Annotated in this window: 11 protein-coding genes and 1 pseudogene; 6 read left to right on the top strand and 6 right to left on the bottom strand. The window is 37.8% G+C overall.

Annotated features, from left to right (window positions below):
• Positions 1-207 precede the first annotated feature (207 nt).
• Positions 208-2,049: a gamma-glutamyltransferase family protein gene (locus tag BELBA_RS14665; protein WP_014773469.1), complete on the bottom strand. Its 1,842-nt coding sequence runs from the start codon at positions 2,047-2,049 to the stop codon at positions 208-210.
• Positions 2,050-2,157: 108 nt separating this feature from the next.
• Between BELBA_RS14665 and BELBA_RS14660 the strand changes: the two genes are divergently transcribed.
• From BELBA_RS14660 to BELBA_RS14650, 3 genes are all read left to right on the top strand, one after another.
• The gene (locus tag BELBA_RS14660) at positions 2,158-2,502 is read left to right on the top strand and encodes a DoxX family protein (RefSeq protein WP_014773468.1); all 345 of its coding nucleotides are present in this window, start codon (positions 2,158-2,160) and stop codon (positions 2,500-2,502) included.
• 13 nt (positions 2,503-2,515) lie between these two features.
• Positions 2,516-3,931, top strand: coding sequence for a DEAD/DEAH box helicase (locus tag BELBA_RS14655; protein ID WP_014773467.1), 1,416 nt, complete (start codon positions 2,516-2,518; stop codon positions 3,929-3,931).
• A gap of 195 nt (positions 3,932-4,126) precedes the next feature.
• Entirely contained in the window at positions 4,127-5,218 is a 1,092-nt protein-coding gene (locus tag BELBA_RS14650) for an AI-2E family transporter (RefSeq protein WP_014773466.1), read from the top strand.
• An 18-nt stretch (positions 5,219-5,236) separates the two neighbouring features.
• Here BELBA_RS14650 and BELBA_RS14645 read toward each other — a convergent pair whose 3' ends face one another.
• Both BELBA_RS14645 and BELBA_RS14640 read right to left on the bottom strand, forming a co-directional pair.
• Positions 5,237-5,923 (bottom strand): LytR/AlgR family response regulator transcription factor, encoded by a 687-nt coding sequence (locus BELBA_RS14645; protein ID WP_014773465.1) that lies wholly within the window; start codon positions 5,921-5,923, stop codon positions 5,237-5,239.
• Positions 5,924-6,230: 307 nt separating this feature from the next.
• Entirely contained in the window at positions 6,231-7,637 is a 1,407-nt protein-coding gene (locus tag BELBA_RS14640) for a sensor histidine kinase (protein WP_014773464.1), read from the bottom strand.
• Positions 7,638-8,030: 393 nt separating this feature from the next.
• Here BELBA_RS14640 and BELBA_RS14635 point away from each other — a divergent pair, with 393 nt between their 5' ends.
• Positions 8,031-9,071 carry a formylglycine-generating enzyme family protein gene (locus BELBA_RS14635; RefSeq protein ID WP_014773462.1) on the top strand — a complete coding sequence of 347 codons (1,041 nt, stop codon included), beginning with the start codon at positions 8,031-8,033 and terminating at the stop codon, positions 9,069-9,071.
• Positions 9,072-9,221: 150 nt separating this feature from the next.
• Here the strand turns inward: BELBA_RS14635 and BELBA_RS14630 are convergent, their stop codons facing one another.
• The 3 genes from BELBA_RS14630 to BELBA_RS14620 form a co-directional block, all read right to left on the bottom strand.
• Positions 9,222-9,419 (bottom strand): hypothetical protein, encoded by a 198-nt coding sequence (locus tag BELBA_RS14630; RefSeq protein ID WP_041779399.1) that lies wholly within the window; start codon positions 9,417-9,419, stop codon positions 9,222-9,224.
• A 296-nt stretch (positions 9,420-9,715) separates the two neighbouring features.
• On the bottom strand, positions 9,716-11,107 hold the full coding sequence (locus tag BELBA_RS14625) for an ArnT family glycosyltransferase (RefSeq protein ID WP_014773460.1): 1,392 nt from the start codon (positions 11,105-11,107) through the stop codon (positions 9,716-9,718).
• On the bottom strand, positions 11,094-11,828 hold the full coding sequence (locus BELBA_RS14620; RefSeq protein WP_014773459.1) for a glycosyltransferase: 735 nt from the start codon (positions 11,826-11,828) through the stop codon (positions 11,094-11,096). Before BELBA_RS14620 ends, BELBA_RS14625 begins: the two co-directional genes overlap by 14 nt.
• A 280-nt stretch (positions 11,829-12,108) precedes the next feature.
• Here BELBA_RS14620 and BELBA_RS14615 point away from each other — a divergent pair, with 280 nt between their 5' ends.
• The gene (locus tag BELBA_RS14615; protein ID WP_280956314.1) at positions 12,109-12,945 is read left to right on the top strand and encodes a tyrosine-type recombinase/integrase; all 837 of its coding nucleotides are present in this window, start codon (positions 12,109-12,111) and stop codon (positions 12,943-12,945) included.
• Positions 12,935-13,948: pseudogene (locus BELBA_RS14610) on the top strand (IS91 family transposase); the annotation flags it as partial. The gene BELBA_RS14615 and the pseudogene BELBA_RS14610, both read left to right, overlap by 11 nt.
• Positions 13,949-13,952 lie beyond the last annotated feature (4 nt).

Here is a 13,952-nt window from a genome sequence, read left to right as displayed (position 1 = left end):
TTATGAGAAATGTAATTGATACTTTGAAGTCATATCGACTTAAAGGAGATATCTCACTTTGTTCGATATGACCAATGATGAATTTTTCAATTTTAAAATCTTATAATTCTCAGATCCAAAAAAAAATTGAAAGACGCCATTCCTCAAGCGTCTTCCAAACTTTTAAACCTAATCAACTAATTCCCTAATCACTTGATCACCTAAAACCTACCAGGCAATTCCATAATCTTCCCCATGATTGCTGGAGCCGCCCCAGAAGGTACCGTGTTTCCAGTCAAACCAAATGGCATTGAGTGGCCCGGAAGTTCGGTTTTGGAAATCCATTTTGTAACCTCTTTTTTTCAAATTGTTGCGTACCCAAGATGGGACTTCGGTGTTGAGGGTGATGGAACCGGGTTTGCTTTCATGGGCGCCGAAAGATGATTGCATCTGATAACTGTGGATATTTGCAGCTTCAGCAGCTTCCTGAACAGTCATGTCAAATTCAACGATATTCAAGAACATTTGCAGCAAATCTTGATCCTGAGTATCTCCGCCTTGAACCGCAAAGGAAAGAAATGGTTTTCCGTCTTTCAGTGCCATGCTTGGTGTCAGCGTTACGCGAGGTCTTTTATTGGGTTCAAGGACATTGAAGGGGTTCAATTTTTCATCCAAAACAAAGCTTTGCATCCTTTGGCTTAAGCCAACTCCAGTATTTCCTGCAATCACAGCAGGAATCCAACCACCTGAAGGTGTGATGGAAACCACCCAACCTTCCTCATCCGCGGCTTGGATAGTGGTGGTACCTTTTAGGAAATGCTCCAAAAATGGATCATCTAAACCTTGGATGGGTAGCTCAGGTCTGTCATAAGCCAAAACATCATTTCTGGTTTTGAGCAAATTCATAAAAGGATTGCTTTCACCTTGGAATGGATACGGATCACCCGGGCCGATTTTGGGATCATTATTTTCTGTGATCAATTTTGCTCTTTCTTTGGCGTAAGCTTTTGAAAGCAAGCCATTCATTGGGCTCTTAGGTCCAAAATCTGGATCTCCATAATAAAAGTCCCTATCAGAAAATGCCAAGCTCATGGCCTGATAAACTGTGTTGATGTAATTAGCAGAATTATATCCCATTGACTTCAAGTCAAAGTTTTCTAATATGTTCAATGATTGTAGCAATGCCGGACCTTGGGTCCATTCCTGCAATTTATAAACATCGATTCCCTTGTAGTTTACAGATAATGGTTCTTCAATTTTTACTTTCCAATTGGCCAAATCCTGTTCAGTGAATAAACCACCTTGTTCTCTGGTACCTCGTACGATCTCTTTTGCAATATCACCTTTATAGAATCTCTCGTAAGCTGCATAAATAGCTTCTTTTCTACTTTTCCCAGCAGCTAAGGCTTCTTTTTCAGTTTCTACTAATTTTGATAAGGTTTGATACAAATCTTCCTGAACAAACACTTCTCCAGGGTATGGGGCTTCTCTTTCTTCTCCTAGATGGGGTAAAAATACTTTCTTGGAATAAGGCCAATCTTTGATTCTATTTTTTTGCGCTTCGATGCTATTGGCTGCTTGTGCTTCGATTGGATAGCCTTTGGCCATTTCCATAGCAGGAGCCAAAACTTCCGCCAATGACATCGTTCCGTATTCTGCCAACATGGTCATTAATCCTCCTGGTGTGCCAGGCGTGGTTGCTGCAAGTGGCCCGAATTCAGGTGGATAGTTCATGTCTTTTTCTTTGAAAAATTCTGGAGTAGCGTCTGTTGGAGCATACCCCATGGCATTGATGGCAATGACTTTTCCTGTGTTTGGATTGTAGATGAGCGCTTGTGTTTCTCCGCCCCAACTCAGCACATCCCACATGGTACAGACAGCACCGAGCATAGCACAAGCTGCATCAACGGCATTTCCGCCTTTGGCAAAGGTGGTTGCACCTGCAGTTGCTCCAAGTGGTTTTCCAGTGATTGCCATCCAATGTTTACCGTGTAATTGTGGTTTCTGGGTTTGAGAAAAGGAATTTGAAAAAATACAAAAGCAGAATAGAAGTGTAAATATCTGTTTCATACAAGCTTATTTATAGGGTTTTGGGAGTGATAATTGCTAATGTGAGAGTATTGTGATACATTTAGTCTCAATATATACATTGATCACCAAATAGCAGAACAATTCTACATGTATTCATTTTTTCTTTATTTAATGAGTGGATTATATGTTTTAGCTGGAGTGATGCATTTTCTAAAACCAAAGATGTATCTCCGCATCATCCCGCCTTATATACCCAATCCAAAATTAATGAATTTGTTGGCTGGTGCCTTTGAGATTCTTTTTGGTTTAGGTTTGTTGTTTGCACAAACAAGGACTTATGCAGCTTTTGGGATAATCATTTTATTGATAGCGGTATTTCCTGCAAATCTTTATATGTATCAAAAAGGAGCGAAAGGCATTCCAAAATGGGCATTACTGCTCCGACTTCCATTGCAATTTGGATTGATTGCATGGGCTTATTTATATACTTAAAATCATCACAATTTTGAATTTCAATAGTTTTAATTTTGAAGCGTCTTTACAAGAAGGTCTAGATGCTATGGGTTTCGAAAAACCTACCCCAGTACAAGAGATGGCAATTCCCATTATTTTGGAGGGAAGAGATATCATTGCATGTGCCCAAACTGGAACTGGGAAAACAGCAGCTTTTATTTTGCCTGTTTTGAATAAAATAGCTAAGTCAGGCGAAAATAAGCTGAATACCTTGGTTTTGGCACCAACTCGTGAATTGGCCATTCAAATTGATCAACAGATCCAAGGCTTCGCTTATTTTTTAGGGATTAGTTCGATCCCTATCTATGGTGGCGGTGACGGATTGGTATGGGAGCAGCAAAAACGTGCTCTTGAGCAAGGAGCGGAGATTGTTGTCGCTACGCCAGGAAGGTTGATTGCATTATTAGCAGGTGGAAAAATCAATTTGGACAGCTTACAGCATTTGATCCTAGATGAAGCTGATAGAATGCTCGATATGGGGTTCTCAGATGATTTGCTGACAATCGTGAATTACTTACCAAAGAACAGACAGACGATTCTTTTCTCGGCTACCATGCCTCCAAAAATCAGACAATTTTCCAAGAAGCTTTTGAATAATCCTGAAGAGATAAGTTTGTCATTAGGTAAGACAGCAGAAGGAGTGACTCAGACTGCATACTTGGCTTATGATACGCAAAAAGAAGATCTTGTCAAGCATATCCTGAGACAGAAAGATTATGAAGCTGTGATCATTTTTGCATCTACAAAAGATAAGGTGAAGAGTCTGTTTAAAGTCTTGAAAAAGGATTTTGAAGTAGAGGCTTTTCATTCTGATTTAGAGCAGGTTGAAAGAGAACAGATCATGTCAAGGTTCAAGAATAGAAACTTGAGAATCTTGGTAGGAACGGATATCATTTCTCGAGGGATTGATGTGGTAGGAATCGAATTGGTGATCAACTTTGACACGCCAAATGATCCAGAAGATTATGTGCACAGAGTGGGTAGAACTGCCCGAGCAGATAGCAAAGGAGAAGCGATTACTTTTATCAATGAGAAGGATAAATTCAAATTCAATAACATTGAAAAGTTGATTGGAATGGAAATAGAAAAAGTCCCTTTACCAGAAGGCTTTGAGTCTGGCCCGAGCTACTCGGCTTCAAGTAGCTCAAATTCTAGAGGAGATTTCAAAAAGGAAAAAAAATCTAGCTCTTCAGGATATAAAAAATCAAATCAACCTAAAACTGAACAAAAGCCTAATCGAAGACCAAGGGAAAATACTGCTCAGTCCCATGTTGTAAGAGATCCCGAAAACCCAGATACTCCGAGTGGATTCAAGCCAAGACAAAATCCAAAGGTTGAAAAAAGTCCAGAATTTCAGGAAAAACCAACCACGTCTAAATACGGTACTAGAAAGAATGTAATTGATTAATAATATTTTAGATTTTCAAAGTATTTGGTCTTTAAAATATGGATTTAAATACAACACTACTAGTTATTTACATTATGTAATAAGTAAAAAGCTTGAACGAAGATTCAAGCTTTTTTATTTAAAAAATGAAGAAAGATTATTTTTTTAAACTCGCCTGCATCGTATCTTAATGTCAGGAAATCATCCTGACCCACTATGAGCTCTATCGACATCAAACCCATACAAAAAGTAGCGTATTCTTTTCTTCTTTTTATTCTGATCATTGTCATCATGAAAGAAGGTTCTGTGATTTTGCTTCCGCTAGTTTGGGGAGCTTTTTTTGCATTTGCACTCTATCCCATTTCAAATTGGCTGGAAGAAAAACGTGTTCCAAGGTCATTTTCGATAGCAATAACCTTGATCTCCATTACAGCCACCGCAGTCGCTTTATTGTACATCTTGACAGATCAGGTGGTAGGTTTGATTAAAGATATACCCGAGATTAGGGCTTCTTTTGAGACCAAAATAAATTCTTACCTGAAAGAAATTGAAAGAGCGATTGGCTTGGGTTCAGATATTCCTCTTGAATTTTCTTTTTTGAGTCAAAAAAAACTTGAGTCAGCACTCTTTGGAGCAGGAAGATCCCTTGTGCTAGTAGGTATAATACCTCTTTTCATTTTTTTAATGCTTTATTATAGAGATTTCTTTGTAGAATTTTTAAAAAGAAGATCATCTAAAGAAAGCCCTTCAATTCTAAATTTCATAAAGGACTCTGGTAAGGTGATTCAAAATTATCTTTTTGGGATGTTGATTGTTACTTTTATTGTGAGTTTGATGGCGGGGGTTGTATTGTATTTACTTGGGGTAAAGTATTTTTTGCTTTTTGCTGTATTTGTGTCAGTGATGAACTTGATTCCATTTGTGGGCGTATTTTTAAGTTCATTATTGTTGATACTATATGTCTTACTGACCACAGACAGCCTTTTTTATCCTTTGGCTACCATGTTGCTTTTGTGGATGATTCAGCTTGTTGAGAATAATTTAATCACTCCTTTAGTCGTAGGTGCTAGAGTGAAAGTAAATGCTTTTGCTGTTATCTTGGCAATTTTACTTGGGGGTTACATTTGGGGGATATCAGGAATGATTTTATTTATTCCCATGGTAGGACTCTTGAAAATCATCTTCGAAAGGATACCAAGTTTGGCAGCTTACGGTTATTTGTTAGGGGATGATTACCCAGTGGTTGAGAAAAACGAAAACTTCTTCAAGAAGATTTTCAAAAGATTTAGTAAAAAAAATGACGTATAGCTCAATTATTACGCTACACTAAGGTTTATTTAATTTATCCAATAAATCATCATAAAAGCCATTGCTAACTGGAGCGTGTTTGCCTTGTAGTGAAACTTGATGTCTTTCTATTTTTTCTATTTTATCTGTATTTACCAAATAGGAGCGATGGGTTTTGATAAAATGGGAAGGAAGTAGCAACTCAGTTTCTGAAAGCGTCATTCTGCTGAGGATTTTATGTTCTTTCAGGTGAAAATTCACATAGTTTCCGTTTGCTTCGCAGATCAAGAGCTCATCAAAATTTATTTTCACTTGTTCCGAGCCTGTTTTGATAAAAATTGAGTCGGAAGATGGTTTTTGTCCGTTTTTCAAATCAAATAGTTCTTGTGCTTTTTGACAGGATTTTAGAAAACGACTTAAGTTAAAGGGCTTCAACAAATAATCTATAGCATCCAACTCAAAGCTTTTGACAGCGTGCTCGGAATAAGCTGTGGTGAATACGACCATGGTTTCCTTTGGAATCAAAATTGCCAACTCTAATCCTGAAATATCAGGCATTTTGATATCCAAAAATATCAAGTCCACCTGATTGCTTTTCAGATATTCCAGAGCCTTGATCGCATCTGTAAATATTTCCTTTAACTCAAGAAAAGGTACCTTGGAAGCATGGGCTTTCACCACTTCCAAAGCCATGGGTTCGTCGTCTATTGCGATTGCTGTTAACATTTAATTTTAGATTTTAGAAGTCAGATTTTAGATTGGGAATCGTTTTAAATGTTGGAAAGTTCAAAGGTTGTTAGAGATCGAAAGATCTGTGAAGTAGGTCGAGATTGAAAGAACTTGTCCGCTACGCCGTAGGCGCACAGGCGTGGCGGATTGTAAAATTTGAAGGGTTTTGGTGACATGAGGGTAATTTTCTCTTGGTTCTTGTCTCTTTTTTCTAATTTCTCGCTTCTAATTTCTAATGTCTCAAACCTATTTTATATTCTTATACTTCAAGACTAAGTCTCACGTCTCATATCTCACGTCTATTTCAAAGCTTCACACTCAAATGTACAAAATACTCCAATTCATTTTCTCTGATGATAAGTTCATGCTTGTCAGGATAGAGGAGTTTGAGTCTTTGTTTGACATTTTCTAAACCTATACCTGAGGATTTTTTCTCTGGATCTTCGTCATTGCTTCGGTGGATGCTGTTGTTTACATCAAGGTGTACAGAACCATCTAGGCAGCGTAAACCGATTTTGATCCATGATTTTTTCTGAAAGCTGATACCATGTTTGAAAGCATTTTCTACAAAAGGAATCAAAAGCATCGGAGCGATTTCTCCCGGACAGTTTTCTTCTGATTGGCTAAAGAGGATTTCAATATTCTCTTGCTCTTTGATCCTCAAATTCTGTAGATCTACATAGTTGACGAGGTATTCCTTTTCACGGATAACAGGGATTTTGTCCTGATTATTTTCATGGAGCATAAAGCGCATCATGTCTCCTAGTTTTTGGATACCCTCGGCGGTTCGTTCACCATTTTCCTGCAATGCCGTTCCATAAAGCGTATTGAGCGCATTGAAGAGGAAATGAGGATTGATTTGAGATCTTAAAAATGCCATATTAGCAGTACCTTGACCAACCTTGACAGTTAGGCTATCTAACTGACCTAGGTAGTTATCGTATTTTCTAAAAAAGAAGTTTGAAACAGGGAATATGATAGCCACAATGGCAATAATCAAGATCAAGCCAGCAATTAAAGCTTCGCCAGCCTGTTCTACTATCGCTATTGTAATAAATATTCCTGCAATGATACATAGCAACAAAACCAAATAGGCAGTTGCTTCACCTTTTCGATTCTGTTTTTGCATTCCATAAATCAAAAAGAAATTATAAAAAATCAATCCAATCAAAGAAGGGATTATAAACACAAACAATATGGCTACAAACTCACCAGCAATTCTTTGAAACTGTATAAGAAAAATGACTACAAAAATGTAGATCAATATAGATCTTAAGACATTGTAAGCATAGGTTAAGTTATTCTCTTTTTTAATCAATAGCTGATTGAGTATATAAGTTAGGGCTCCATATCCTGCATATATGGAAAGAGAGTTGAAATAAAAAGGTAAGATAAAATCATCTGTAAACCTTGCATTAACTGAAAATGCGCCAATACTTATAAATGATCCAAGAAATATTAAAATGGTGTAAATGATAAATTTTGCTGTTTTTCCATCTTTTATGTAAGTAGGAAACACTTTGATATGAAATAAGTAAAAAGTAGCAAGAAAGATTAAAGGGATGAAAATCTTGGCAAAATAAATGGCTCCTTGCTCATAATTTAGACTAAAAGTTGGAGAGGAAAGTACATTGGAGAGGATGATGCTCACAAAAAGGAAAGTGACTACCCACCATTCAATTTGTCTAAAAGGTAAAATTTTGTCTTTCATAGTTTTCTAAAATCATTGATTGATACTGGATTTGAGAGAGTTTCTTCAGAAATACTTTCTGTTATATTATTAGAAGGATTCTTTTGACTCCTAGCAAGTAGAATGAAATTGTAAAGAATGCCTAAGAAGATAATCCAATAATAAACTTGATGCTTTTTTTTCATGTCATTCATTTTAACATGATACAAGGATAGACATCACAGTATTTTCAGACAAAAAAATGTGATGAAATAGGCGGTTTTTGGGATGGAATTGAATCTGCACGATATTTTTTAATAATGAACCTTTCGAAGAAGCACTTTGATGGTTTTTAACCCTTGGAATATTTATTTGACCTTTAAATTTAGATTGCAAAACCTTACCTTTCGATTCGAGAATAGAAAATGATTAAAAATGAGATATTTCAATTTCTTCCTAGTATTTGTTTGCTGCGGTCTTTTGGCCTGTGAAAATAGTATTCAAAATGGAAATGTAGCTGTGGAAGTTTCAAACGAATCCAAGAAAATGGATGGAATGGTATTGATTCAAGGTGGCGATTTTTCAATGGGAACAAATGATCTTAATTCCTATCCAAGTGAAAGGCCGGCGGTCTTGCGAAAGGTTGAAAGCTTCTGGATGGACGAGACGGAAGTGACCAACAAGCAATTTGCAGCTTTCGTGGAAGCAACAGGCTATGTGACAGTAGCAGAAAGAAAGCCTGATTGGGAAGAAATGAAGCAGACTTTGCCTCCCGGAACTCCCAAGCCAGATGAATCTTTACTTGTAGCTGGTTCATTGGTTTTTGTAGCACCAGATCAAGCAGTAAGCTTAGATGACATCAGCCAATGGTGGCAATGGGTTCCTGGTGCCTATTGGAAGCAGCCTGAAGGCCCTGGATCCGATATTCAAGGAAAAGAGAATCATCCTGTAGTTCATATTGCTTTGGAAGATGCAGAGGCCTACGCAACATGGGCAGGAAAAAGACTTCCTACCGAAGCTGAATGGGAGTATGCTGCTAAGGGAGGGAACAATAGTCGATTTCCATGGGGTGATGAATTAAATCCTTCTGGTAGTTTTAGAGCAAATACTTTTCAAGGTGAATTTCCTTATCAAAATGAAGGTATTGATGGTTTTGAAGGAGCAGCTCCAGTTCGTTCTTTTGCTGGGAATGATTTTGGACTTTATGATATGATCGGTAATGTGTGGGAATTGACCTCGGATTGGTTTGATGCAGCCGCTTTTATGCGCGAAAAAGCCTTGGCGCCAGCATTAGACACCTCTATTTCAAAATGCTATAATCCAGAAAACCCTTATGCCATTGAGAAAGTCATCAAAGGAGGATCTTTCTTGTGTGCTGATGACTATTGTATCAATTATCGTCCAAGTGCCAGGAGAGGGCAAGATGTGTATTCAGGAACTTCTAATGTAGGTTTTAGATGCGTAAAGGATGTTTGATTTTGTAAAAAGTACAAAGTACCAAGTACCAAGTACGATGTACCATGAAGATTCACAAAAAAAGCGCCAATCAATTGCATTGAATGGCGCTTTTATAAATTCAGTGGTAAAGTATTAAAGGATTGTTTGTTTGTTAGATGGAATTCAATATCAATTAATATTCTTCTTCATTGGTAGCCTTGCATCTGTACTTGCTAGCCAATTTTTTAGCTTGTTTTGGAGGTAATTCGCTTTTTCAGATTCTATTTGGGACAAATCATTTCTTTCGCCTAGGTCAGTATCTAAATTATAAAGCTCGATTCTTTCATCCTCATAAAAATAGATCAGTTTCCAGCCCCTTCCTGACATGTATTCAGGATCTAAGAAAACAATGGTTGGGTCCAAGACATCTCTAAAGCAGAATACCCCAATTTTGGGTAGGGGATTTTATGCCTTTTCCACAAGGATTGGTCAAATAATAGTAGAAATCGTAACTAATGAAAAATAATTAAACCCATAAAAAGAGTACTAATACACCTAGCAAACACTTCACCCTCCAGTTGTCAGTCAACAGCCACTAGCAAAAAGCCCTGATAGATTTTACATCAATCAGGGCTTTTTTTCAAAGGGCTTTTCTCTAGTGGGCTTAATGTTGTGTGTAGGTTTTATTTTTTTAGGAATATCTTGCTGTTTGCATTTGAATCTATAACTTCTAATTTTTTAATTTGAGAAATATTATCTTGATTAATGTCATCATTTTCTATAATAATGGCAAAAGACTCTTGCTGTAAATTAATTGATTCAAAATTTTCATAGGAAATATTTTCAATTTTTCCTTCACTATAAAACTGACTGGAGTAACTTTTTTTATTCAAATAATACAATTTATATTGAGATAAAACGTCGTGTTCTAAAATATACTTGTCCGTATTCATGTAATATTTCACTCGATTTTCCAACAGAAATATTGCCGTCGCTATGACGACCAAGACTGGAAAAATAAGACTCAAGCGAAGCGCTAATCTTTTGTGCTTATAATTTGGCCAGTAATGGCTTATCAACAAAGCGATAGGCACAATAGATGGCAAAATATAAGTGTGAATTAAACTGCTTGAAAACGTAAAGAAAAACGGCGCCCATAATAACCATAGCAAAAGAAAAGACACCCATTTGTTTTTCAAAATCTCTTGTCGCAATTTCCAAAGTTTTACCGCTAAAACTTGTATCCAAGGAAAGGCGAATGCAAAAAGAAAAACCCAAATGATTCCCAAAGGCTGGGTTTTGACGAAACCATATTTATCGCCATCCCAACCGTCGGAGTCAAAAAAGCGTTTAAAATGTTCGCCAATGATAAAATATTCTAGAAATCCTTTGGTTTCCTGCTCCGCCAGATAATACCACGGCACGGCAATAAGCAACATTAATAAAAGCCCAGAAAATAAAGGTGTGTTTTTAAAAAAAGTCTTGAATTGTTTAAAATAAAGGGTGAAAATAAAAAGTGGTGGAATGGTTAAAATAAACACGATAGGTCCTTTAGCCAATAGACCAAACCCTAAAAATACATAAAATAAATAATGCCAATGATTAACTTTTTCAATAAGAATAGTTTGCCAAAAACTCAAAAAAACCATGGCCACGCATAAAGCTAAAAACGTATCTGTGGATACCACGCCAGCGTGTAATAAAAACTCTGGAATAGTCAATAACACAAAGGCACACACCAAACAAGCTCTGCGGGATTCTACAAATTTAGAGACGACAAAGAGTATAAAAATTGTGGCTAACAGATAAGGCAGACGCACGGCAAATTCATTCACGCCAAAAACTTCCATACTTAAGGCGGATAACCAAGTGGATAAAGGCGGTTTGGCCCAAAAAGGCACGCCGTAATCAATTTGTGGCGTAATATAATTATTGGTTTCCTGCATGATGCGGGCAATCTCTGCATAACGAGCTTCAGTTTTGTCCATTAACGGCACTATGGCATTGAGAAAGCCTCTCAAAACAATTAGTAATCCAATGCCAATCTCGTATTTATATCTTTTAATGAACCCCACGATATTGTTTTTTTATTAAATAAAATTCATACCACATTCTAAAAAAATAACTCAATTTGACTTTAGACCCACCAACATCTATCCAAGATTCTAAAGGAATTTCTCGGGCAATGTGTTTTAATTCTGTTTTGGAATAAAGATTGATAATGCGAAAAAAGATTTCAACATCAAATAGCCATTTAGATATAAACGGGTTTTCAAAGACCTTAAAAGCTAAATCACTTTTGAATATTTTACAACCACATTGGGTGTCATAAATGGCAACGCCTAAAATATTGGAAATCACAGTCGACACCATTCGCCCAGAATAATGTCGAAACGAAGAACGGATAATTGTATTATCAACTTTTGAAATTCGAGATCCGAAAGCAAAGTGTATCTTATCATTGAGATTTTTAGATAAGGCATAACATTCTTCTAAGGAAACTGCCAAATCAGCATCAATATAAGCGATTTTACTCGGCTTTAAATTTTGAGTTTTAAGATACAACACCGCCGATCTTATCGCCTCTGCTTTACCATGATTGCGATTAGAAACATAGACGTGAACGCAATTCTCATGCGAAGCTTTAATTTCTTTTAACACAGAAATTGTATTGTCAGTAGAACCATCGTCAGAAAAAACAAGATTGGCGTCTGGCGTGTGTTTTAAAAAGTTGATATAGGCTTGCTTGTCAATTCTTTGAACTTCATTAAAACAAGGAATAATGATTATCATCATAGGATGTAAATTTAACTTACACACAACGTTTTGGCGCTTGGCGAAGAAGCGGATTTCGAAGCACTAGACTGTCTGCCAGCACTGAACTTGATACGAAGCACAAAGCTTCTTTTAAGCACTGAACCCGCTTTTTTGCCAAACGCCTGTTGAACTGACACCCTACGGGTGAGCGATTTACCAAAATTATGCTTATTTTTATTTATATCAAAATCTTAGATCATGAAAACTCAAAAAAAACACGCTGGGCACTGTTGCCCTCAATGATTCCGCTAAGGAGTATTTGCTAAAACTATCTTCTTTCCTAGAAGCCAAAGCATATTCCCATATGACCATCCGCAACTATATGGCCGAGATGCGCTATATTTTCGCCTATTTCAATCACCTCAATCCTGAGCAGCTCACCCAAGATCACATTGCCTCTTACATCAATTACATCAAAAAAGAGCATGCTGTCGGTAGGGACAAATGCAGGATGACGGCTCAAAGCTGTAGCTTCTTTTTTAAACACATTTTACCTTCACCTTATGTAGTCCCCCACGCACTTTATCCCCGGAAAGACTTCAGACTTCCGGAAATTCTAACCCAAGATCAGATCAGCCATGTAATCCAATCCACAACCAATATCAAGCATAAAGCCATCATTGCTTTGTTTTATGGAACAGGTATCAGGTTGAGCGAACTTCGATTCTTGGAAATGAAACATATCTCAAGAGCCGAAATGCAGCTCAAAGTTGTGGCAGGAAAGGGTAGCAGGGACAGATTTACTATCCTTCCAGCTGCTGTTCTCCCTTTGCTTGAAGCTTACTACAGAGTACACAAGCCAAAAGTCTTTCTCTTTGAAGGACAGATCCCGGGAAAAGCTATGAACGACCGCTCCATACAGCACGCCATCCGTATGGCAATGAAACAGGCGGGCTTAGAACAATATGCTTTTTCTGCACATTCAATCAGGCATTCCTTTGCCACACATCTGCTTGATGCGGGAACAGATATTCATACCATCAAACAGCTTCTTGGACACTCAAAGATAGAGACTACTATGATCTATCTTCACCTTACCAAACAACGTAGGGAAAAACTAGTATCTCCACTTGATTTGCTAGCTGATGGAAACTGACTCTTCTTTCCAATCCCTATTCAGACATCAATCCATCCACAGCTTCAATACTTATAGCAAAGCTGTTTTTGCTGATCTTGTAGCATGTCATACCGCTGCTAAGGGCTATCACATTAGCAGATGCAATGATCAACAATGTGGCAACATCGCCCATCGCTACCATTGCTGCGGTAACAGACACTGTCCCAACTGTGGAAGTATGAAAAGGGACGCTTGGATTCAGGGAAGGATGGACGAACTACTACCTACAGCATACTATCATGTAGTATTCACTTTGCCCCATGAACTCAATGTTGTGATCATGGGCAACAGAAACAGGCTATTTAACTTGCTGTTTCAGGCAGCTTCCCAAACATTACTCAAACACGGTCGAATGCCTGAATTCCTGGGAGCTGAACCAGGTATTACAATGGTTCTCCACACTTGGGGACAGGATCTTTCTTTCCATCCACATGTACATTGTATCGTCAGTGCAGGTGGCTTCGACGGAAAGCGTTGGGTAGATGCCAAACGCAAAAACAACCGATTCCTTTTTCCTCAAAAAAGTCTGGCAAGTATGTTCAAAGCCATATTCATGGAAGGGCTGGAAAAAGACTGTTCACTCAGCTGGAATGGAAGTGAAAACAGCGTAATCAAAGCCGTCAGGTTCAAAAAATGGAACGTCTATGCCAAAGCTCCTTTCGGGTCGCCCGATAGGGTCGTCGAGTACCTTGGACGCTATACCCACAAGATCGCCATCACCAAACACCGAATCCTTGAGGTCAACGCAACACACATCAAGTTCAGCTATAAAGACTATGCAGACGGTTCCAAAACAAAACAGATGTGGCTTACTCATCAGGAATTCCTTAGAAGGTTTGAGCAGCATATCCTACCAAAAAGGTTTGTCAAGATCCGCCACTTCGGATACTTGAGAATACAGGGCAAAACTGAACGGTTGGCTATGATACGGTCTTCTCTCGATATGCAACCAACCAAACCCAAAGTCACAATTCCATTCCAGTATA

The organism is Belliella baltica DSM 15883, from assembly GCF_000265405.1.
Lineage (GTDB): Bacteria > Bacteroidota > Bacteroidia > Cytophagales > Cyclobacteriaceae > Belliella > Belliella baltica.
This window is presented reverse-complemented; position numbering and strand designations above follow the sequence as displayed.